Origin of the sequence: Dactylosporangium vinaceum, from assembly GCF_019904175.1 — a bacterium.
In the GTDB taxonomy this organism is placed as follows: domain Bacteria; phylum Actinomycetota; class Actinomycetes; order Mycobacteriales; family Micromonosporaceae; genus Dactylosporangium; species Dactylosporangium vinaceum.
The window spans coordinates 1-19042 of record NZ_CP061913.1 but is presented as its reverse complement, the minus strand read 5'-3'; the positions used below and the strand labels follow the sequence as shown (position 1 = coordinate 19042).

Annotated in this window: 18 protein-coding genes and 2 tRNA genes; 6 read left to right on the top strand and 14 right to left on the bottom strand. The window is 68.4% G+C overall.

Features of this window, described 5'->3' with window-relative positions; genetic code table 11:
• The first annotated feature begins 20 nt into the window (after positions 1–20).
• Positions 21–1745, top strand: a complete 1725-nt coding sequence (locus Dvina_RS00100) for a substrate-binding domain-containing protein (RefSeq protein WP_223100329.1) — start codon at positions 21–23, stop codon at positions 1743–1745.
• Positions 1745–2266, top strand: a complete 522-nt coding sequence (locus tag Dvina_RS00095) for a YbaK/EbsC family protein (protein ID WP_380031526.1) — start codon at positions 1745–1747, stop codon at positions 2264–2266. The genes Dvina_RS00100 and Dvina_RS00095 overlap by 1 nt, the downstream gene beginning before the upstream one ends.
• On the opposite strand, the gene Dvina_RS00090 is transcribed toward Dvina_RS00095, so the two are convergent.
• The gene (locus Dvina_RS00090; RefSeq protein WP_223105220.1) at positions 2225–2668 is read right to left on the bottom strand and encodes a SufE family protein; all 444 of its coding nucleotides are present in this window, start codon (positions 2666–2668) and stop codon (positions 2225–2227) included. The two genes, Dvina_RS00095 and Dvina_RS00090, sit on opposite strands and share 42 nt — an antisense overlap.
• A gap of 23 nt (positions 2669–2691) precedes the next feature.
• On the opposite strand from Dvina_RS00090, the gene Dvina_RS00085 reads away from it, so the two are divergent.
• Positions 2692–3264 carry a GNAT family N-acetyltransferase gene (locus Dvina_RS00085; protein WP_246655931.1) on the top strand — a complete coding sequence of 191 codons (573 nt, stop codon included), beginning with the start codon at positions 2692–2694 and terminating at the stop codon, positions 3262–3264.
• On the opposite strand, the gene Dvina_RS00080 is transcribed toward Dvina_RS00085, so the two are convergent.
• A complete protein-coding gene (locus Dvina_RS00080; protein WP_223100327.1) occupies positions 3261–3686 on the bottom strand; it encodes a CBS domain-containing protein in 426 nt (141 codons plus the stop codon). The genes Dvina_RS00085 and Dvina_RS00080 overlap by 4 nt on opposite strands.
• 60 nt (positions 3687–3746) lie before the next feature.
• Entirely contained in the window at positions 3747–4448 is a 702-nt protein-coding gene (locus Dvina_RS00075) for a hypothetical protein (protein ID WP_223100325.1), read from the bottom strand.
• Between the two features lie 317 nt (positions 4449–4765).
• Here Dvina_RS00075 and Dvina_RS00070 point away from each other — a divergent pair, with 317 nt between their 5' ends.
• The gene (locus Dvina_RS00070; protein WP_246655930.1) at positions 4766–5194 is read left to right on the top strand and encodes a phage integrase central domain-containing protein; all 429 of its coding nucleotides are present in this window, start codon (positions 4766–4768) and stop codon (positions 5192–5194) included.
• 285 nt (positions 5195–5479) lie between these two features.
• Entirely contained in the window at positions 5480–5827 is a 348-nt protein-coding gene (locus Dvina_RS00065) for a site-specific integrase (protein ID WP_223100324.1), read from the top strand.
• A 50-nt stretch (positions 5828–5877) separates the two neighbouring features.
• Here Dvina_RS00065 and Dvina_RS00060 read toward each other — a convergent pair.
• The 6 genes from Dvina_RS00060 to gyrB all read right to left on the bottom strand — a co-directional run bounded on the left by Dvina_RS00060 (position 5878) and on the right by gyrB (position 11655).
• Positions 5878–5950, bottom strand: a tRNA-Ala gene (locus Dvina_RS00060).
• 20 nt (positions 5951–5970) lie between these two features.
• The gene (locus Dvina_RS00055) at positions 5971–6099 is read right to left on the bottom strand and encodes a DLW-39 family protein (RefSeq protein ID WP_223100322.1); all 129 of its coding nucleotides are present in this window, start codon (positions 6097–6099) and stop codon (positions 5971–5973) included.
• Between the two features lies 1 nt (position 6100).
• Positions 6101–6174 (bottom strand) — tRNA-Ile (locus Dvina_RS00050).
• A gap of 133 nt (positions 6175–6307) precedes the next feature.
• Positions 6308–7150, bottom strand: coding sequence for a DUF3566 domain-containing protein (locus tag Dvina_RS00045; RefSeq protein ID WP_223100320.1), 843 nt, complete (start codon positions 7148–7150; stop codon positions 6308–6310).
• Between the two features lie 3 nt (positions 7151–7153).
• Positions 7154–9574, bottom strand: a complete 2421-nt coding sequence (gene gyrA, locus Dvina_RS00040; RefSeq protein ID WP_246655929.1) for a DNA gyrase subunit A — start codon at positions 9572–9574, stop codon at positions 7154–7156.
• A gap of 137 nt (positions 9575–9711) precedes the next feature.
• The gene (gene gyrB, locus Dvina_RS00035) at positions 9712–11655 is read right to left on the bottom strand and encodes a DNA topoisomerase (ATP-hydrolyzing) subunit B (RefSeq protein WP_223100317.1); all 1944 of its coding nucleotides are present in this window, start codon (positions 11653–11655) and stop codon (positions 9712–9714) included.
• A 446-nt stretch (positions 11656–12101) separates the two neighbouring features.
• On the opposite strand from gyrB, the gene Dvina_RS00030 reads away from it, so the two are divergent.
• Entirely contained in the window at positions 12102–12659 is a 558-nt protein-coding gene (locus tag Dvina_RS00030) for a hypothetical protein (protein ID WP_223100315.1), read from the top strand.
• A gap of 34 nt (positions 12660–12693) precedes the next feature.
• Here the strand turns inward: Dvina_RS00030 and Dvina_RS00025 are convergent, their stop codons facing one another.
• The 5 genes from Dvina_RS00025 to dnaA form a co-directional block, all read right to left on the bottom strand.
• On the bottom strand, positions 12694–13260 hold the full coding sequence (locus tag Dvina_RS00025) for a DciA family protein (RefSeq protein WP_223100313.1): 567 nt from the start codon (positions 13258–13260) through the stop codon (positions 12694–12696).
• Positions 13193–14305, bottom strand: coding sequence for a DNA replication/repair protein RecF (recF, locus tag Dvina_RS00020; protein WP_223100311.1), 1113 nt, complete (start codon positions 14303–14305; stop codon positions 13193–13195). Before recF ends, Dvina_RS00025 begins: the two co-directional genes overlap by 68 nt.
• A 2-nt stretch (positions 14306–14307) precedes the next feature.
• Positions 14308–15180, bottom strand: coding sequence for a phosphogluconate dehydrogenase (NAD(+)-dependent, decarboxylating) (gene gnd, locus Dvina_RS00015; RefSeq protein WP_223100309.1), 873 nt, complete (start codon positions 15178–15180; stop codon positions 14308–14310).
• 16 nt (positions 15181–15196) lie between these two features.
• Complete coding sequence (dnaN, locus tag Dvina_RS00010) at positions 15197–16327, bottom strand: DNA polymerase III subunit beta (RefSeq protein ID WP_223100308.1); 1131 nt, start codon at positions 16325–16327, stop codon at positions 15197–15199.
• Positions 16328–17197: 870 nt separating this feature from the next.
• Positions 17198–19042: a chromosomal replication initiator protein DnaA gene (gene dnaA, locus Dvina_RS00005; RefSeq protein ID WP_246655927.1), complete on the bottom strand. Its 1845-nt coding sequence runs from the start codon at positions 19040–19042 to the stop codon at positions 17198–17200.

The following is a 19042-nucleotide window of genomic DNA, read 5'->3' as shown; positions in this document are numbered from 1 at the left end:
TCTAGGGAATATTGGTACCCGTGAGAGGACGGCATCGGGCTACGGACCTGAGGAGCAACGGGTTCGTCGCCATCGCGGCCGGCACGATCCTTCCCCTCGTCGCCATCGGTGCCGTGTACGGCGGGTACCGGGCGATGTCGACGTCGGGCTGCTCCGGGACGGTGCGCCTGTCCGTCGCGGCCAGCCCGGAGATCGCGCCGGTGATCAAGGACGTCGCGAACCAGTGGATGAAGACCAATCCCCGGGTCAACGACGAGTGTGTCGCCGTTGACGTGGTTTCGGTCGCCTCCAGTGAGGTCGCCGCCGCCATCGCCGGCGAGAGCGGGGCAACGGTGCCCGGCCTCGGTCAGGCCGACGGCAAGACGCAGGTGCCCCAGGTCTGGGTGCCGGACTCCTCCATCTGGCTGCAGCGCATGCGCGCGGCCCGCGAGGATCTGGTGACCCTGGCCGCTCCGTCCCTGGCCCGCAGCCCGATCGTGCTCGCGGTGCCCGAGCCCACCGCGAAGCAGCTCGGCTGGGTCGAGAACAAGGTCACGTGGAAGCAGGTGCTCGAGCAGATCGTCGGCGACACCCGGATCGTGCCCGGCATCGTCGACCCCCAGCGCGACTCGGTAGGCGTGTCGACGCTCGTCGCGATGGAGTCGGTGAAGGACCAGTTCGGGCCGGAGGGCGACGCGCTGACGGTCGGCGCCGTCAAGTCGCTGATGTCCGGCAAGTCCGAGCAGCAGTCCGGCCTCATCGGGCGGTTCCCGCGCGACGCCGACCCGCGCACCCTGTCCACCTCGGTCACGCTGGCGCCACTGTCCGAACAGGCGCTGCACGCCTACAACGCCGCCGGGCCGGCCGTGCCGCTGATCGCGGTGTACCCGGACCCGGCCCCCATCGCCCTGGACTTCCCCTACGCCGCGATGCCGCGGCTGGCCCCGGACCGCGAGGCGGCGGCCGACGCGTTCCGCCAGCAGCTGATCGGCGCCGCGTTCCGCAACCAGCTGGCCCAGCACCAGCTGCGGGCCAACGACGGCTCGGTCGGCACCGGCATGACGCTCAGCCCGAGCGCCCCGCCCGGCGGCCAGGTCACCCCGGTGCCCGAGGCCGGGGTGATCAACAAGGCGATGCAGATGTGGATCGAGATCACCCAGCCGTCGCGGATGCTTGCCGTCGTCGACGTGTCGTCGGCGATGGGCAAGCCGGTGCCGACGGCCGGCGGGCTCACGAAGGCGCAGGTCGCCGTCCAGGCCGCCCAGGGTGGCCTGGACCTGTTCCCCGACACGTGGGCCGTCGGGCTCTGGTGCTTCTCCACGGAGATGCCCGGCGGCCACGACTACCAGTCGCTTGTCCCGATCGGCCCGCTCACCACCCAGCGCGACCAGTTACGCGGCGCCCTCGGGGGCCTCAAGCCGAACCCCAAGGGCGGGAGCGGTCTGTACGACACGATCCTGGCCGCCTACCAGAACGTCCAGCAGGGCTGGGACACCGGCCGCGGGAACTCGGTGGTCGTCATCACCGGCGGCCGCAACAACGACCCGAGCGGGATCTCGCTCGACGGGCTGGTCAGCTCGCTGCAGCGCGCCGAGAAGGCCGACCAGCCGGTGCAGATCATCATCATCGGGGTCGGCTCCGAGGTGAACCAGGCGGAGATGCAGCGCATCGTCGACGCCACGGGCGGCGCGGTCTTCATCGCGTCGGACCCGTCGAAAATCGGCGGCATCTTCATGAAGGCCCTGGCCCTGGACGACGGACGCTGATCTTGAAGCTCGATCTCTCCCCGGCGCTCAGCGCGCCCGAACTGCTCGCCGCCCCCGTGCACGCCGCGCTGCTGCAGCTGCCCGGAGCCGACCGCGTGCAGGCGGCGCCCATCGATCCCGAGCTTGCCGACACCGCGGCATTCTGCGCGGCCTACGACGTCGGCCTAGAACAATCAGCCAACTGCGTGATTGTTTTAGGCAAACCATCTGGTGTGTACGCCGCGTGCGTGGTCCTGGCAACCACCCGCGCGGACGTGAACGGCGCCGTGCGCCGGCTGCTCGGCACCCGCAAGGCGAGCTTCGCACCGATGGACGACGCCGTCGGGCTCACCGGCATGGAGTACGGCGGGATCACCCCGATCGGGCTGCCCGCCGACTGGCCCGTCTACGTCGACTCGCGCGTGGTCCCGGTCGAGTCGGCGGTCATCGGCAGCGGGCGGCGGGCCAGCAAGATCGTGCTGCCGGGCGCGGTGCTCGCCTCAATCCCGGGCGTCACCGTTGTCGAGGGTCTGGCGCTCTGACACCTGGCGCTTGAGGCGCTGCAGGATCGCCGTCCCGCCGCGCACGCGCAGCGGACTGATCGCCTGGGCCAGCCCCATCCGCTGATACAGGTCGGCCGGCACCGCCAGGACCTCGTCGGCCGTCGCTCCCTCGAGACCCTCGCTCAGGATCCCCGCGAACGCTCGAGTCGTCGGGGCTTCGGGCGGGCACTGGAAGTACAACCGGACAGTCTTCTGCTCTGTCACCTCGGCTTTGAGGAAGAATGGAGTCTGGCACTCGGGCACCTGCTCCATGCCCTCGTGGCCCTCGAGCTCGGGCGGGAGCGGGGGGACGGCGTCGGAGAACTCCAGCAGCATCTCGAGCACGACGTCGCGCGGGGCGGTCGCGAACTCGTCGACGATCGCGGCCAGCTTGCGGGGCATCTCCACCTTGCTAACGTACCGCTGTGCCGAGTCTCGTCGCCGATGTGGTGCAGCCCGGAACGTTGGCCGCGCTCAGGCAACCCACCCTGTCCTTCGACGGTGTCGTGCTGCGCCCGTGGCAGCTCGCCGATCAGCCGGCGGTCGTCGCGGCGTATTCCGACCCGGACATTCAGCGCTGGCACTGCCGCTCGATGGACGACAGCGAGGCGGCGGGCTGGCTGGCGGCGTGGCCGGAGCGCTGGAGCACCGAGTCGCGGGCGGGCTGGGCGGTGACGCTCGACGATGCCGTCGCCGGGCAGATCGGCCTACGGACGCTGAACTTCGTCGATGGCGAGGCCGAGATCTCGTACTGGACGCTGCCCTCGTATCGCGGCCGGCGGATTGCGCCACGGGCCCTTGCGGCCATGTCTTCGTGGGCGTTCGGATCGCTCGGACTGCACCGGCTCGTGGTCCGGCATTCGATGGACAATCCGGCGTCGTGCAAGGTGGCGGTCGCGGCGGGATTTCCGGCGGAGGGCGTGCAGCGCGGCGCGTTGCTCCACGCGGACGGCTGGCACGACATGCATCTGCACGCCCGCCTCGATACGGATTCCTAGTTGTTCGGCTCGGCCTTGCTGATGCCGCCGAGCACCGAATCGGGGTCGATCTCCTCGGCCAGATCGCCGATCGACACGATCCCGACGAGCCCGTTGTTGTCGTCGCAGACCAGCACCCGCCGGACCGCCTGGTCACGCATCAGGAGCGCGGCCGAGTGGATCGAATCCTCCGGCCGGACCGTCACCAGCTCCTTGGTGAGGATCTCGCCGATCGTCGTCGCGGCCGGGTCGCACCGCTCCGCCACCGCGCGCACGACAATGTCCCGGTCGGTGACCAGCCCGGAAAGCTCCGGCCCGTCGGCCACCACCACATCGCCGATATCCTGCTCCCGCATGGTCCGTGCCGCCTCGGCAAGCGTGGTCTCACTGGGCAGATAGACCACATTCGTGGTCATCACGTCCCTGACCGTCTGCATCGTCATGTGCCTGACCTCCCGAACCTCGATGCAGATCTGTTACCCAGACCACGTTTTCCGTAACGGTCACTCCATGCGCTCGGTCCGCTCCGCCTTGACGAACAGCGTCGCACCCTGGATGATCCCGGCCCGGTCGACCTCGTCCCACGCCAGCAGCACACCCGTGGCGGGTTCGAAGACGAGGATCTCCGTCACCTCCTTCGCCTGCACCTTCACGCCGATCCCCGCCCGCCCGGCCCGATCGGTGGTCAGCCCGATCCACTCGGCCCCGGCCGTTTTCGTGAGGCGGTCGATGAGCGCCGTGCGCGCCTCGACCGGGAGCAGGTAAATGCTCGACATATCGACGATGAGCGAAACAATTGCCCGCGGGTCGGCCGGGTCCTGCTGTTTGGCGATCCGCTCGCCGATGTCCGCCGCGGTCGTCGGCATCGGGCCGGCCGCGGCGGGCTGATCCCCGGGGTTGAAGTCATCGACCTCGGGCGCCGTCGTGGTGATCGGGTGCGCGTTCGGGTGCCGCTGGTAGTACTGCCGGGACTGCTCGTTGGGAAAGACCGGCGGCAGCTGCTTGACGACGACCCGCCTCACCCATTGCGCGTCGAACCACGTATCCCGCTCCTGCGGCCGGATGATCGTCGCGTTCCCACCGGGCTCGTCGTCGAACACGGCGTTCCACGAAATGATGCCGATGTGGTTGTACTGCCCCTGCTGACTCTCGTACGCGGCGGCTCTCAACGGCAGGGTGATCTGAGCCCCCTGCACGAAGGCCATGGGTTGGATGATGGGTCCGTACCTGAAGCCGTCCCCCTCGTAGACCGCCTGACTGCCGGGTGGGGGCTCCTCGGCGCCGTGCACTGCGACCGCCGCCGCCCCACCTCCCAGCACGACGATCGCGGCGGCCGCGGCGAGCAGCAGCCGCCGCTTCCCGGTCGCCCTCGCCCTCGCCCTCACCGGCGCCGGCGGCATCAGGCTCGCCGGCAAGATCCTGCTCCGGTCCCTCGTCGAAGCACGGGCGCGGGATGCGCTGGCAGGTTCGGTACCTGGACGCCAACGGCGAGCCTGCGCGCGGAACTTCGCCCGCAAAGAGGATGCCGAGGACTTCGACGTCCAGGCGCGCCCGGCTGGTCCCTGAGACGCAGCTCAACCCGCCGGCGCTGAACGTCGCGTTCAAGGAGTACGCGAAGCGGTGGCGGCTGTCGCGGGAGACCGGCTGGGCGGTGGAGACCCGGGACCGGGTGGTGTCGAACCTCCGGGTGCACCTCGTCCCCGCGTTCGGCAACTCGGCGATGCGGTCGATCACGCTGACAGAGGTGCTGGAGTGGCTCGCTCGGCAACTCGGTGAGGGCAAGGCCAAGTCGTCGATCAAGCTGTACTTCGAGCTGCTCGACGCGATCTGCGCGGCCGCCGTCGCGGACAAGGTCATGCCCGACAAGCCGTGCGCCAGCGTCCGCCTGGCCAAGATCCTCAACGGCGTGTCCCGTGCCCGAAGTGGATTTCGACCGAGGACCAAGTCCTGAAGCTGCTCGAGTGGTCCCGCCGAGGTGGGAGGCGGCGGTCTGGCTCGGGGCCGGCGCGGGGCTGCGACCGTCGGAGGCGATCGGCGTCGAAGTGGGTGAGCGGTGCTTCGACTTCGCGGAGGAGGAGCTCCACGTTGTTCAGCAACTGCGGTACTCACCCAGGACGCACGGCGGCTTCTACCTGAGCGGGCCGAAGTCGGGCTCGTCGGGGACGGTCGACTGGACGCGGTCGTCGCGGAGAAGATCCGGGAGCACATCAAAGCGTTCCCGCCGGTGGAGCTCCAGATGCTCGACATCACGTCGGGTGAGCCGCGGTGCCGGACCGCACGGCTGCTGTTCACCACCCGGCACGAGAATCCGATTACCGACAGAATCTGGTCGCGCGAGAGGGCGAAGTGGCGAGCGAAAGCCGGTTGGCCGGACATCGAGCACGCCGGGTTCCGCGCGCTGCGGCACTTCTTCGCCCCGACGCTGATCTCGCAGCACGTCGAGCCACAGGAGGTCCAGCGGGCGCTGCGGCACAAGACGTCACGATCACGCTGGGGACCTACGTGCACTGGTGGACCGAGCGGTCAAGGCAGCGCGGTGCGATCGGGGCGGCTCTGCAAAAAGCCCGGAGAGAGTCGAAACTGATCGGGGCAATCTTAGCGCCCTCAAAACAGCAGGCCAGGCGCCGTGAAGGGTGGAAGCGAGGGGACTCGAACCCCTAACCCCCGCCTTGCAAAGGCGGTGCTCTGCCAGTTGAGCTACGCCCCCGCTCGGGGTCGGGCTACAGACTAACGCAGGTCCGGGGCAGTCGTCGCCTCGTGCCACAGGGCGCGCTCTTCGTTGGCGGCCTTGACTCGCTTCGCGACGTAAGCGGTGGCTCCGACAACGGCGACCACCAGGAGCACCTTTTTCCACATGTGGGGCTAGCTGGAATCGAACCAGCGACCTCAGAGTTATCAGCTCTGCGCTCTAACCGACTGAGCTATAGCCCCAGCACAACACTCGTCCACGGAATCCGAGCCCCCGTAGCGGTGCGAACAGAAGGTTACCGTACCTCCCACGCCCGCCTCAAACCGGTTCCCCCCTGACGCGGCGCGCCGACGCCAGGGGGAGAGAAACCGCAGGTCAGTCCTTTTCGGCAAGCGTGAGCTCGATGCCGCCGACCAGGTCGGCGCACACGTTGTAGATGAACGAGCCCAGGGTGGCCAGGGCCGTGAAGAGGACGACGTTGACCACGCCCAGGAGGGCGGCGCCGCCGATGACGCCCTTCGCGGTGATGCGGAAGGTGTCGGAGCCGGAGCCGCCGGTGGAGCTGACGAGGTCGGCCAGGAGCTTGTTGATGCTCTTGAAGACGTCCATCGCGTCCAGGGCCAGGTAGAGGACCGAGGTGGCGACGATGAGGACGACGAAGAGGACGAAGCTCACGGCGAAGGCGAACTTCATCACCGACCACGGGTCGATCCGCTTGAGGTGCAGGCGGGCGCGGCGGGGACCGCGGCCCACGGCGGAGCTGACCGTCTTGCGGGCCGCGCGGACGGCCTCCGTGACCCGGGCCGAGCCGCTGACCGCTGGGGTCGGCGTGTTGATGGCCTGGGTTGCGGCGGCGGCCGGGGTACGGACGGCGGCCCGGGCGATGGCCGAGACGCTGGCCGTGCCCGTGGCCGTGCTGCCCATGCCCGCGCCGCTGGTCGGGACGGCCGGAGGCGCCGATGCCGGCTGGATCGGCACCGTCAGGGAGTCCGGCGGCGGGACCATGCCCGGGGCACGCTGGAACTTCGGCGTGCCGCCGGACGTGTGCTCGAGTGAACTCGAGCCCAGGGAGCCGAAGGAGCCGGCTCCGTTGGACGAGCCAGGCTCTCCTCCGGCGGCAGGCGCCCCCGAGTCAGATCCCGTCATGGCAGCCTCTCCGGCCTGCTTGGCCTCTTCGGTTGCCGAGGCGGTCCCCGACTTCGCCTGTGTGTCTGTCATCAACTAGTCCTGTTCGTCGGGCTCATCGGCGTTGCGGGCGATCGCGACGATGGTCACACCCTCAGGAAGGTCCATGAGCTTGACCCCCATTGTGTTCCGATCTCTCGTACGCCGTACAGGCTTCACTGGAGTCCGGATCACGCCACCGTTGGAGGTGATGGCGAACAACTCGTCATCCGGGTCGATCACCACCGCGCCGACGAGACCACCGCGCCGCGACGTGATTTTAGCGGTCAGGACGCCCTTGCCGCCGCGCCCTTGCACCGGATACTCCTCGATGGGCGTCCGCTTGGCAAAACCACCGTCGGTGGCCACCAAGACGTCCAGATCCATGCCTTCGCGTACCACTTCCATGGCCAGCAGTTCGTCACCGTCGGTGAACCGCATGCCGATCACGCCGGACGTTGCCCGCCCCATGGGCCGCAGCGCCTCGTCGTTGGCCGTGAACCGGATGGCCTGAGCCTGCTTGCTGACCAGGAGGAGGTCGTCCTCCGGGCCGAGCAGGGCCGCGCCGACCAGCTCGTCGTTCTCGCGCAGGTTGATGCCGATGACCCCGCCCGACCGGTTGGAGTCGAACTCCTCGAGCCGGGTCTTCTTGACGAGCCCGTCCTTGGTCGCCAGGACGAGATACGGCGCCACCTGGTAGTTCGGGATCTCGATCACCTGCGCGATGTGCTCTTCGGGCTGGAAGGCGAGCAGGTTGGCGACGTGCTGACCCTTCGCCGACCGCTGCGCCTCGGGCAGTTCATAGGCCTTTGCCCGATAGACCCGACCTTTATTCGTGAAGAACAGCATCCAGTCGTGCGTCGAGCACACGAAGAAGTGGCTGACGATGTCGTCCTGCCGGAGCGTCGCCCCGGAGACGCCCTTGCCGCCGCGCTTCTGCGAGCGGTAGAGGTCGACCTTCGTGCGCTTGGCGTACCCCGTCCGCGTGATCGTCACCACAACGTCCTCGCGGGCGATGAGGTCCTCCATGGAGACCTCACCGTCGAACGGGATGACCTGAGTGCGGCGTTCGTCGCCGCGGCGTGCGACGATCTCGGCGAGTTCGTCGGAAATGATCTGACGCACTCGCTCGGGCCGGGCCAGGATGTCCTTGTAGTCGGCGATCTCGATCTCGATCTTCGCCAACTCGTCGAAGATCCGCTGGCGCTCCAGCGCGGCGAGCCGGCGCAGCTGCATGTCGAGGATCGCGGTGGCCTGGATGTCGTCGATGTCCAGGAGGTTCATCAGGCCGTTCTTGGACTCCTCGGCGCTCGGCGACCGCCGGATGAGGGCGATCACCTCGTCGAGCATGTCCAGGGCCTTGACCAGGCCGCGCAGGATGTGGGCCCGCTCCTCGGCCTTGCGCAGCCGGTAGCGGGTGCGCCGCTCGATGACGTCGACCTGGTGGGCCACGTAGTGCCGCACGAACTGCGCGAGGTTGAGCGTGCGGGGCACGCCGTCGACGAGCGCCAGCATGTTGGCGCCGAAGGTCTCCTGCAGCTGCGTGTGCTTGTAGAGGTTGTTGAGCACCACCTTGGCGACGGCGTCGCGCTTGAGCACGATCACCAGGCGCATGCCGGTGCGGCCGGAGGACTCCTCGCGGATGTCGGCGATGCCGGCGAGCTTGCCCTCCTTCACCAGGTCGGCGATCCGCTCGGCCAGGTTGTCCGGGTTGACCGCGTACGGCAGCTCGGTCACCACGAGGATGGTCCGGCCGCGAGTGTCCTCCTCGACCTCGACCACGGCGCGCATGCGGATGGATCCGCGGCCCGTGCGGTAGGCGTCGATGATGCCCGCGGTACCCACGATGAGGCCCTTGGTGGGGAAGTCCGGGCCCTTGACGATGCCGATCAGCTCGTCGAGGGTCTCGGCCTCGTCGGCATCCGGGTGGTCGAGGCACCACTGGACGGCCGCGGCGATCTCCCGCAGGTTGTGCGGCGGGATGTTCGTCGCCATGCCGACGGCGATGCCCGTGCTGCCGTTGACCAGCAGGTTGGGGATGCGCGACGGCAGAATCGTGGGCTCCTGGGCCCGGCCGTCGTAGTTGGGGACGAAGTCGACGGTCTCCTCGTCGATGTCCCGCAGCATTTCCATGGCCAGCGGGTCGAGGCGGGCCTCGGTGTATCGCATGGCGGCGGCCGGGTCGTTGCCCGGCGAGCCGAAGTTGCCGTTGCCGTCGATGAGCGGGTAGCGCAGCGACCAGCTCTGCGCCATACGCACGAGAGCGTCGTAGATGGAGGCGTCGCCGTGGGGGTGGTAGTTACCCATCACGTCGCCGACGACGCGGGCGCACTTCACGTAGCCGCGGTCGGGGCGGTATCCGCCGTCGAACATCGCGTAGAGGATCTTGCGGTGCACGGGCTTGAGGCCGTCACGCACGTCGGGCAGGGCTCGTCCGACGATCACGCTCATCGCGTAATCGAGGTAGGAGCGTTGCATCTCGACTTCGATGCCGACCGGCTCGATACGGCTGGCGACCGCAGACCCACCCTCAGCCGGAGTCTCTTCCGGGTTCTCAGGGGTGGAAGTCGGTTCCGTCACGCTTGGTAATCCTTTTCTTCTCTAGCCGGCACGGATCAGATGTCGAGGAACCGGACGTCCTTGGCGTTGCGCTGAATGAACGAGCGGCGAGCTTCTACGTCTTCGCCCATGAGGACGCTGAAGAGCTCATCCGCGGTTGCAGCGTCGTCCAAGGTCACTTGGCGGAGCATCCGGGTCTCCGGGTTCATCGTGGTCTCCCAGAGCTCCGGGTAGTTCATCTCCCCGAGGCCCTTGAAGCGCTGGATGTCGTCCGGCTTGGCATTGGGCTTGGACCGCTGGCGCAGCTCGATCAGGCCGTCTCGCTCACGGTCGGTGTACGCGTACTGCGCGTCATCGCCCTTTTTGTTCCACTTGATCTTGTACAGCGGGGGTGCCGCAAGATACACGTGCCCGAGCTCGATCAGGGGGCGCATGAACCGGAAGACAAGCGTCAGCAGCAGGGTCTGGATGTGCTGGCCGTCGACGTCGGCGTCGGCCATCAGGATGAGCTTGTGGTAGCGCAGCTTCTCGATGTCGAACTCGTCGTGGATGCCGGTGCCCAGGGCGGTGATCAGCGCCTGGACCTCGTTGTTCTTCAGCACGCGGTCGATGCGCGCCTTCTCCACGTTGAGGATCTTGCCGCGGATCGGCAGGATCGCCTGGACCCGCGGGTCACGGCCCTGCTTGGCCGAGCCCCCGGCCGAGTCGCCCTCGACGATGAACACCTCGCACAGGCGCGGGTCGTTGGACTGGCAGTCGGCCAGCTTGCCCGGCATCGAGCCGGACTCGAGCAGCGACTTGCGGCGGGCCAGCTTGCGGGCCTGCGTGGCGGCGATGCGGGCCCGGGCGGCCTGCGAGGCCTTGGTGATGATGGTCTTGACCTCGGCCGGGTTGCGGTCGAACCAGTCCACCAGCCGGTCGTTGCACACCTTCTGCACGAAGCTGCGCGCCTCGGTGTTGCCGAGCTTGGTCTTGGTCTGGCCCTCGAACTGCGGGTTGGCCAGCTTCACCGAGATGATCGCGGCGAGGCCCTCGCGGATGTCCTCACCGGTGAGCTTCTCGTCGCCCTTGAGGAACTTCTTGTCGGCGCCGTACTTGTTCACGACCGACGTCAGCGCGCTGCGGAACCCCTCTTCGTGGGTGCCGCCCTCGTGCGTGTTGATCGTATTGGCGAACGTGTAGACGCTCTCGCCGTAGGACTCGTTCCACTGCATGGCGATCTCGACAGCGATGCCGTCACCCTCGGAGCCGAACTCCACGACGGTGCGGTGGATCGGGGTCTTTGTCGCGTTGAGGTGCCGCACGAAGTCGGCGATGCCGTTCTCGTAGCAGAAGACGACCTCGCGCTTCTCCTCCGGCGTATCCGGGCGCTCGTCGCGCAGTGCGATCGTGAGGCCGCGGTTGAGGAAGGCGTACTCCTGGATGCGCCGGTAGATGATCTCGTAGACGAACGTCGTCGTCTCGAAGATCGTCGGGTCGGGCCAGAAGGTGACGCTGGTGCCGGTCCGGTCGGTCGGCTCGCCCTTCTGCAGCGGCTCGGGCTTCGAGTTGTTGTAGCGCTGGCGCCAGACGAAGTCGTCCTTGTGGATCTCCAGGTCGATGCGCGTCGAGAGCGCGTTGACGACCGAGATGCCGACGCCGTGCAGACCACCGGAGACCGCGTACGCCTGGCCGTCGAACTTGCCGCCGGCGTGCAGGACGGTCAGGACGACCTCGACGGTGGGCCGCTTCTCTTTGGGGTGCATGTCGACCGGGATGCCGCGGCCGTTGTCCACGACCCGCACACCGCCGTCGGCGAGGAGGGTCACCTCGATCGTGTCGCAGAAGCCGGCCAGCGCCTCGTCAACCGCATTGTCCACGACCTCCCACACCAGGTGGTGCAGGCCGCGCTCGCCCGTGGAGCCGATGTACATACCGGGCCGCTTGCGGACCGCCTCGAGCCCCTCGAGGACGGTGATCGAAGAGGAGTCGTAGGACTGTTCGGGCTTGTTTACTGCCACCCTCGGTCGCTTTCTCGCACTGGCCGGCCACGCTGTGGGCGTCCCGGGTCTCGTGCGGAGTCGGTGCGGGCGCGCCGGGGCGGAAGCAGGCACACTGGCAGTCGGCACCCCGCTGACGGGCGCCCGGACTTCCGGCGAACCGACCACCGCTGTGACGCACACGCGGGATGTGATCGACTGTTCTCTAGCCGGTCCAATCCTACTGTGTCCGTGCGACATTTTCGCACCGGGACGGTGCCTGTAATCGTCGTAGCGGCCCGAACGGTGCGGGTTGAAGGTCCCCCCATGCGGGAGGGGGGCTCCAGCCTGGTGGCGGGCGGCACAGGCAGTACCGCAGCGAGATTGGGCTTTTGGAGCTTCCGGGGGTCGCGCAAGGGGCCGTTCGTGCCGTATGTTCCCCGCCGCGGGGGCGGGCGCGTCGAAGTTGATGACAAGGGGGGTGCGCGGTGGGGCTGGACAACGTCGCCGTGCAGTGGCCGCGCACCGGTCGGTTCTACGACCCGGTCGCACCGGCCGAGTTCGTCGACTTCGCCGACCTGGCCGAGAAGCTGCCGCTGCACGCCGGGCCGGCCGCCACGCTGGCCGATCACGTGGCCAAGACGGGGACTGTGCGGGTCACGGGATACACCGAGCTCGTCGACCTCCTCTTCGGACTCAACGGCGTGCTCTTCGCCACAGACGCGGCCGCCGAGGATGAGGATCCGGTCATCAGCCCGGACGACTGCGCCTGGATCGCCGGCGGGCTAGAGCGGTTCGTCGTCGGCCACGCCGAATACGGCGACGAGATCACGTTCGAGACCGTGAGCTCGGTGCTGCGCAAGGCCCTCGAGGGCTCCCGCCTCGCCGAGCAGCAACTGCGGTGGCTGCAAAGCCGCCTGGACGCGCTGCGGGACGACGCCGGCAACGCGCCGCAGTGGTCCTACTCGATCTCCGAGCTCGACGTGCTGGCGAAGTTCTACCGCCGGTGCGCCAACCGCGGCTTCGCGGTCTACGCCGACTTCTGAGGGGCCGCCGCCCGGGGCTCGGCGAGGAGAACTGTCAGCCGTAGGTGTCGCGGGGCCCACGGCCCCGGACCCGTAGCGGACCGCTGCTCCATGAGGGGCGGTTCGGCCCCTGGATGTGCAGTCGCTTGACTACGTTGTGACCGACCTCACGCGCGATGCCGGCCAGCAGCTTGGCCGCGAGCATCTTCAGCTGGGTCGCCCACGCGGTCGACTCGGCCTCGATGGTGAGCTCGCCGTCCTCCAGCTTGACCGGCCGGCTGTGCGCCGCGATGTCCGCGCCGACGACCTTCTCCCACTCACCGAAGATCCGCGCCTCGCGGGTCGGCTGGGCCCAGCCGCGCTGCTTGACCAGGCGTTCCAGCACCGAGCCGAAGAGCTGAGGGTCCCGCGGGTCCGGCCCCGGTCCGGTGTAGCCCCCGCGGCGGCGCGACTGCGAGTCGACCACCGACTTGCGGCGCGGCTGCGCCCGGTGCTTGGTCAGTGCGGCCTCGACGGCCGCCCGGGCCAGCTCGATGCCCGATTTATCCGGTACCTCAGACACGCCGGACCTCCCCACCGCCGACCTCGAAACGCATGCCGCGCAATGTCGACGGCACATCATCTTCCACCGCGCAGGTCACGATTACCTGACTCGCCCCGCCGACCAGTTCGGCGAGCCGCTCCCGGCGGCCCGCGTCGAGCTCGGCGAACACGTCGTCGAGGATGAGCACCGGCTCGACGCCGTCGTCCCGGAGCAGGTCGTAGGCGGCCAGCCGCAGCGCGAGCGCATAGGACCACGACTCGCCGTGGCTGGCGTACCCCTTCGCCGGCATCGCACCGAGGGTCAGCGTGAGCTCGTCGCGGTGCGGGCCGACAAGCGTCACTCCGCGCTCGATCTCCTGCGGCCGCGACTCGGCCAGCGCCGCGAGGAGTGCCTCTTCCAGATTCTCGCTCTGGGGGTACGACGAGCTGTAGGCGATCCGCGCGTCCGAGCGGCTCGCGCTGACCGCGGCGTAGGCCTTGGCGACGTGCGGCGCGAGCGCGTCCACGAGGTCCAGGCGGGCCCGGACCAGGCGGGCGCCGTGCTCGGCGAGGTGCACGTCCCACACGTTCAGCGTGGAGAGGTCCCCGCCGCGGGTCCCACCGGTCTTGCGGGCCAGGTAGGCGCTCCTGAGCAGGGCGTTGCGCTGCTTCAGCACCCGGTCGTAGTCGCTGCGGACGCCGGCGAAGCGGGGCTGGCGGGCGACGAGGAGCTCATCGAGGTACCGCCGCCGCTCTGAAGGGTCTCCGCGGATCAGCGTGAGATCCTCCGGCGCGAAGAGCACCAGGCGCAGGGCCCCGAGAATGTCGCGCGTGCGGGTGACGGCCGAGCGGCCGAGGCGCGCCTTGTTCGCCTTGCCCGGCTCGATCGAGAGCTCGATGAGCAGCTCGCGCTCGTCGTGGACGACGGCGCAGCGCACGACGGCGCGCGGGGTGCCGAAGCGGACGAGCGGCGCGTCGGTGGCGACCCGGTGCGACTCGAGGGTGGCCACGTAGGCCATCGCCTCGACGAGGTTGGTCTTGCCGACCCCGTTCGGCCCCACGAGCACGCACGGTCCGGGGCCCAGTTCGACGACGACTCGCTGATAGCTGCGGAAATCGACGAGCTCCAGGCCCCGGACGTACAAATTCAGTCCTTCTTGACCGCGTGGCCGCCGAACTGATTGCGCAGCGCGGCCACGGCCTTCATCGCCGGAGAGTCCTCCTGACGCGAAGCGAAACGAGCAAAGAGCGAAGCCGCAATGACATTCATCGGTACTGCCAGTCGGATCGCCTCTTCGACGGTCCAACGGCCCTCACCCGTGTCGTCGGCGTAGCCCTTGATGCCGGCGAGCTGGGGGTCCTCGTCGAGGGCGCGGTCGAGGAGGTCGAGCAGCCAGGACTGCACGACGGACCCGGCCCGCCAGCTCTTGATGACCTCGGGGATGTTGTCGACGTACTCCGACGCCTCGAGCAGCTCGTAGCCCTCGGCGAAGGCGTGCATCATGCCGTATTCGATGCCGTTGTGGACCATCTTCGCGTAGTGCCCGGCACCGGGGCCGCCGGCGTGCGCGAACCCGAACTCGCCGGCCGGCTTGAGCGCGTCGAAGATCGGCTGGCAGTGCTCGACGTACTTCTTCTCGCCGCCGACCATCAGCGCGTAGCCGTTGGTCCGGCCCCAGATGCCGCCGGACACGCCGACGTCGAGGTAGCCGATGCCCTTGGTGCCGAGCCGCTCGGCCCGCGGCCGGTCGTTGCTGAACCGCGAGTTGCCGCCGTCGATCACGATGTCACCGGACGCCAGCAGGCCCGAAAGCTCGTCGATGGTGGGCTCGGTGAACTGTACCGGGACCATGATCCAGACCACGCGCGGCGCGGCGAGCTTTTCGACAAGTTCGTTGAGGGACGACACGTCGGTGACGTCGGGGTGGTGGTCGAAGCCGATGACCTCGTGCCCGGCGGCCCGTAGCCGCTCGCGCATGTTGAAGCCCATCCGACCCAGGCCGATGAGACCGAGCTGCATTTGCGGTGCCTCCGAATCAGCTGCCGATGCGAACCGGCATGATCAGATACGTATAGCCAGGAGTGACCTCTCCATCATCCGACGCCGGGCGCATGACCGCAGGCTTCTTCGGATCAGTGAACTGCAACGCGGCAATGGGTGCGTCCAGTGCCTTGAGGCCGTCCAGGAGATACTGGTGATTGAAGGCGATCGTCATCGGCTCGCCTTCGTACTGGCAGTCCATCGCCTCGCTGGCCTTGGCGTCCTCGCTGCCGCTGGCCTCGACCACGAGCCCGTCGGCGCTGAAGGACAGCCGCACCGGGGTCTGCCGCTCGGCGACCAGCCCGACGCGCCGGACGACCTCGTTGAGCGCCGAGACCGGCACCCGGGCCTGGGCGTTGTGGTTGTCCGGCAGCAGCGCCCGGACCTTTGGGAAGTCGCCCTCCAGCAGCCGGGACGTGGTGCGCCGGGTGCCGCCCGCGAAGCCGATCATGCCCTCGCCGAGCTTGCCCCGCGACAGCGCGACAGCGACAGTGCCGCCGAGCGGGCCGAGGGTCTTGGCGGTGTCGTCGAGCGTGCGCGCCGGCACCAGGGCGGCGATGCTGATGTCCGGCTCGTCCGGGTGCCACAGCAGCTCGCGCACGGCGAGCCGGTAGCGGTCGGTGGCCAGCAGCGTGAGCGTGTTGCCCTCGAGCTCCATCCGCACGCCGGTGAGCATCGGCAGCGTGTCGTCGCGGCCGGCGGCGATGGCGACCTGTGAGACGGCTCCGGCGAACACGGCGGCCTCGACGGAGCCGGCCGACTCGGGCATCTCCGGCAGGCTCGGGTAGTCCTCGACGGGCATCGTCGGCAGCGTGAACCGGGCGCTGCCGCACGTGATCTCGACGTGCGAACCGACCGCGGCCACATCCACGGGCTTGTTCGGCAGCGACTTGGTGATCTCGGCGAGCAGCCGGCCGGAGACGAGCGTCGCACCGTCGGCGTCGGCCTGGACCTCGACGGTGACCTGGCTCGAGACCTCGTAGTCGAAGCCGGACACCTGCAGGCGGCCGTCGGCGACGCGCAGCAGCACGCCGGCGAGCACGGGCACCGAGGGGCGGCTGGGCAGGCTCTTGGCCGTCCAGGCGACGGCATCGGCGAGCGCGTCGCGCTCGACTCGGAACTTCATCGCGGTCCTCCCGCATTCTCTTCGGTACTACATGTTCGCCGTTCGGCGCGCACCAGGTCCGCGGCCCGCCGGGTTTTCGCTCCGGGGCGTACGTCCTGGCGGCCTGTAGTCGTGGCTGAGGTGGGTTCGTCGTCTGAGCGGGGGCCGTCCTCCGGCTCGCTCATCGAACCTTAGGGCCTGCGAGCTCCGCTCGTGCACCGGCCCCGGCGAATCCGGCACCCCACCTCTGCCCACACCCCGATGATTGTTTTTCTTCTCTCTTTAAAAGAAAAATACTTCGTAATAGTAGGTGGTGTGGAAACTGTGGATAACGGCCCTTTTCGCAGCTCAAGCCACTTGTACGCCTGAGCACAACCTGTGCACGAGCCGGTGTGCAGAACCCTGTGGATTGTGGATGAAGGTTTGTCCACAGCCTTTGTCCACCGGTTGTCCACCGGTAATCCCCAGGGTTTTCCTCCGCCTGTGGATAACGTGTGGCCCGAACCTCACTCACGTTCGGTAGGTTGTCCACTCACCCTCCGGATGCATCCACATGTTCTCCACACATGATCCCCAGGAGTTATCCACAGGCTGTGGAAACCAACTGTGGACTCTCCGTAGCCGCTCGGTCACTCTTCTTCTAAAGCCAACCGGAAAGAAGTTATCCACAGATTTTCTGTGGACAGACTGTGGAAACTGGGGATAACCGAGGCCCGGGGCCCGCAAAAGCCGTGTGGATAACCGGGGCCGGCCTGTGGGCGGAGTGTGGATAACATGTGGCCATTTGGCGACTCGGTACAGGTCAGCCCCGCGTCCAGCTTGTGGACAACATGCTCTCCACAAGCTGTGCAGAAGGCCGGTGGATGACCGATTTCCTGTGGATAAGCGGGGTCAGGTCGTCTGCTTGATGCGGTTCGTCAGCTCCGCGATCTGGTTGTACAGCGATCGCCGCTCGGCCATCTGCTGCCGGATTTTGCGGTCGGCGTGCATCACCGTGGTGTGGTCGCGGCCGCCGAACGCCTGCCCGATGCGGGGCAGCGACAGGTCCGTGAGCTCGCGGCAGAGGTACATCGCCACCTGGCGCGCATTGACGAGCACCCGCGACCGGCTGTGGCCGCGGAGGTCCTCCAGGCTCACCCCGAAGTAGTCGGCCGTCGACGCCATGATCTGGTCCGCCGTGATCTCCGGGCCCGAGCCGTCGGGGATGAAGTCACGCAGCACCTCCTCGGCCAGGCTGAGCTCCACCGGGGACCGGGTCAGGTTGGCGAACGCCGTGACCCGGATCAGCGCGCCCTCGAGCTCGCGGATGGACGAGGCGATGCGCGAGGCGATGAACTCCAGCACGTCCGGCGGCGCGAACAGCCGCTCCTGGGCCGCCTTCTTCTGCAGGATCGCGATACGGGTCTCGAGGTCCGGCGGCTGGATGTCGGCCAGCAGGCCCCACTCGAACCGCGTGCGCAGCCGGTCCTCCAGCGTGGCCAGCTGCCGCGGGGAGCGGTCGGAGCTGATCACGATCTGCTTGTTCGCGTTGTGCAGCGTGTTGAACGTGTGGAAGAACTCCTCCTGGGTCCGCTCGCGCGTCTCCAGGAACTGGATGTCGTCGATCAGCAGGATGTCGACGTCGCGGTACCGCCGCTGGAACGCCTGCGTCTTGTCGTCGCGCAGGCTGTTGATGAACTCGTTGGTGAACTCCTCCGTCGACACATAGCGCACGAACCGCGCATTGCCGAGCATCGTGGCGTACTGCCCGATGGCGTGCAGGAGGTGCGTCTTGCCCAGCCCGGAGCCGCCGTAGATGAACAGCGGGTTGTACGCCTTGGCCGGCGACTCGGCCACCGCCACCGACGCCGCGTGCGCGAAACGGTTCGAGCTGCCGATGACGAACGTTTCGAAGGTGTACTTCGGATTGAGCCGGTTTCCCGCGGAGTCTCCGGAGGGCGTGGTGGCGCCGCGGCGGTCCTCGCGGCCCGTGCCGGGCGTCGACGGACGCGGCGGCGGGTCGTCGCGCTGGATCTCGCGCTGGCTGTACTGGGACTCGTACTTCGGCGGCTCGTAACGCCCGCCGTCCTGGGCGGCGGCCTCGACCGCGGTGCCGGAGTGCTCGTTGCGCCAGGAGTCGGCGGGCTTGCCGTACTCCCCCGGCTTGTTGTACTCCGGGGGCTTGTTGTAGTCGGCCGGCTTGTTGTAGTCGGTCGGGCCGTTGTAATCGGCCGGCTTGCCGTACTCCGGCTGCTTGTAGTCGCCGCTGTAGTCGGCCGCCTTCGCGTAGTCGGTAGGCGTGTTGTCGCCGGGGAGCTCGAACAGGCGGTCGTGCTCCGGCTGCTGCGGGACCTGGGCGACGCCCCGGTGCTCGGAGACGCGGTGCTCGCTGACCCGGTGCTCCGGGATCCGTTCGGTCGCCTGCTCGCCGACCATGTGGCCGCCGGTCGCGCCGTTCGACCAGTGCGATGCCGACGGAGCCGGCAGCGGCGGTGCGTCCTCCGGCGGGCGCACGGTGACGGCGACCTGGATGGGCCGGCCGAGCAGCCGCGAGAGTGCTTCGGTGATGACCGGGCGCAGCCGGCTCTCGATCATGTCGCGCGAGTACGGGTCCGGCACCGAGAGCAGCGCGGTGTCCTCGACGATCGCGCGCAGCCGGGTCATCCGCAGATAAGCCCGTTGCTGCGCAGAGTCGAGCCCGTCAGCGAGCTGGTTCGTCGCGGCGTTCCAGATCGCTGCGAGGTCGGTGTCGGTCAC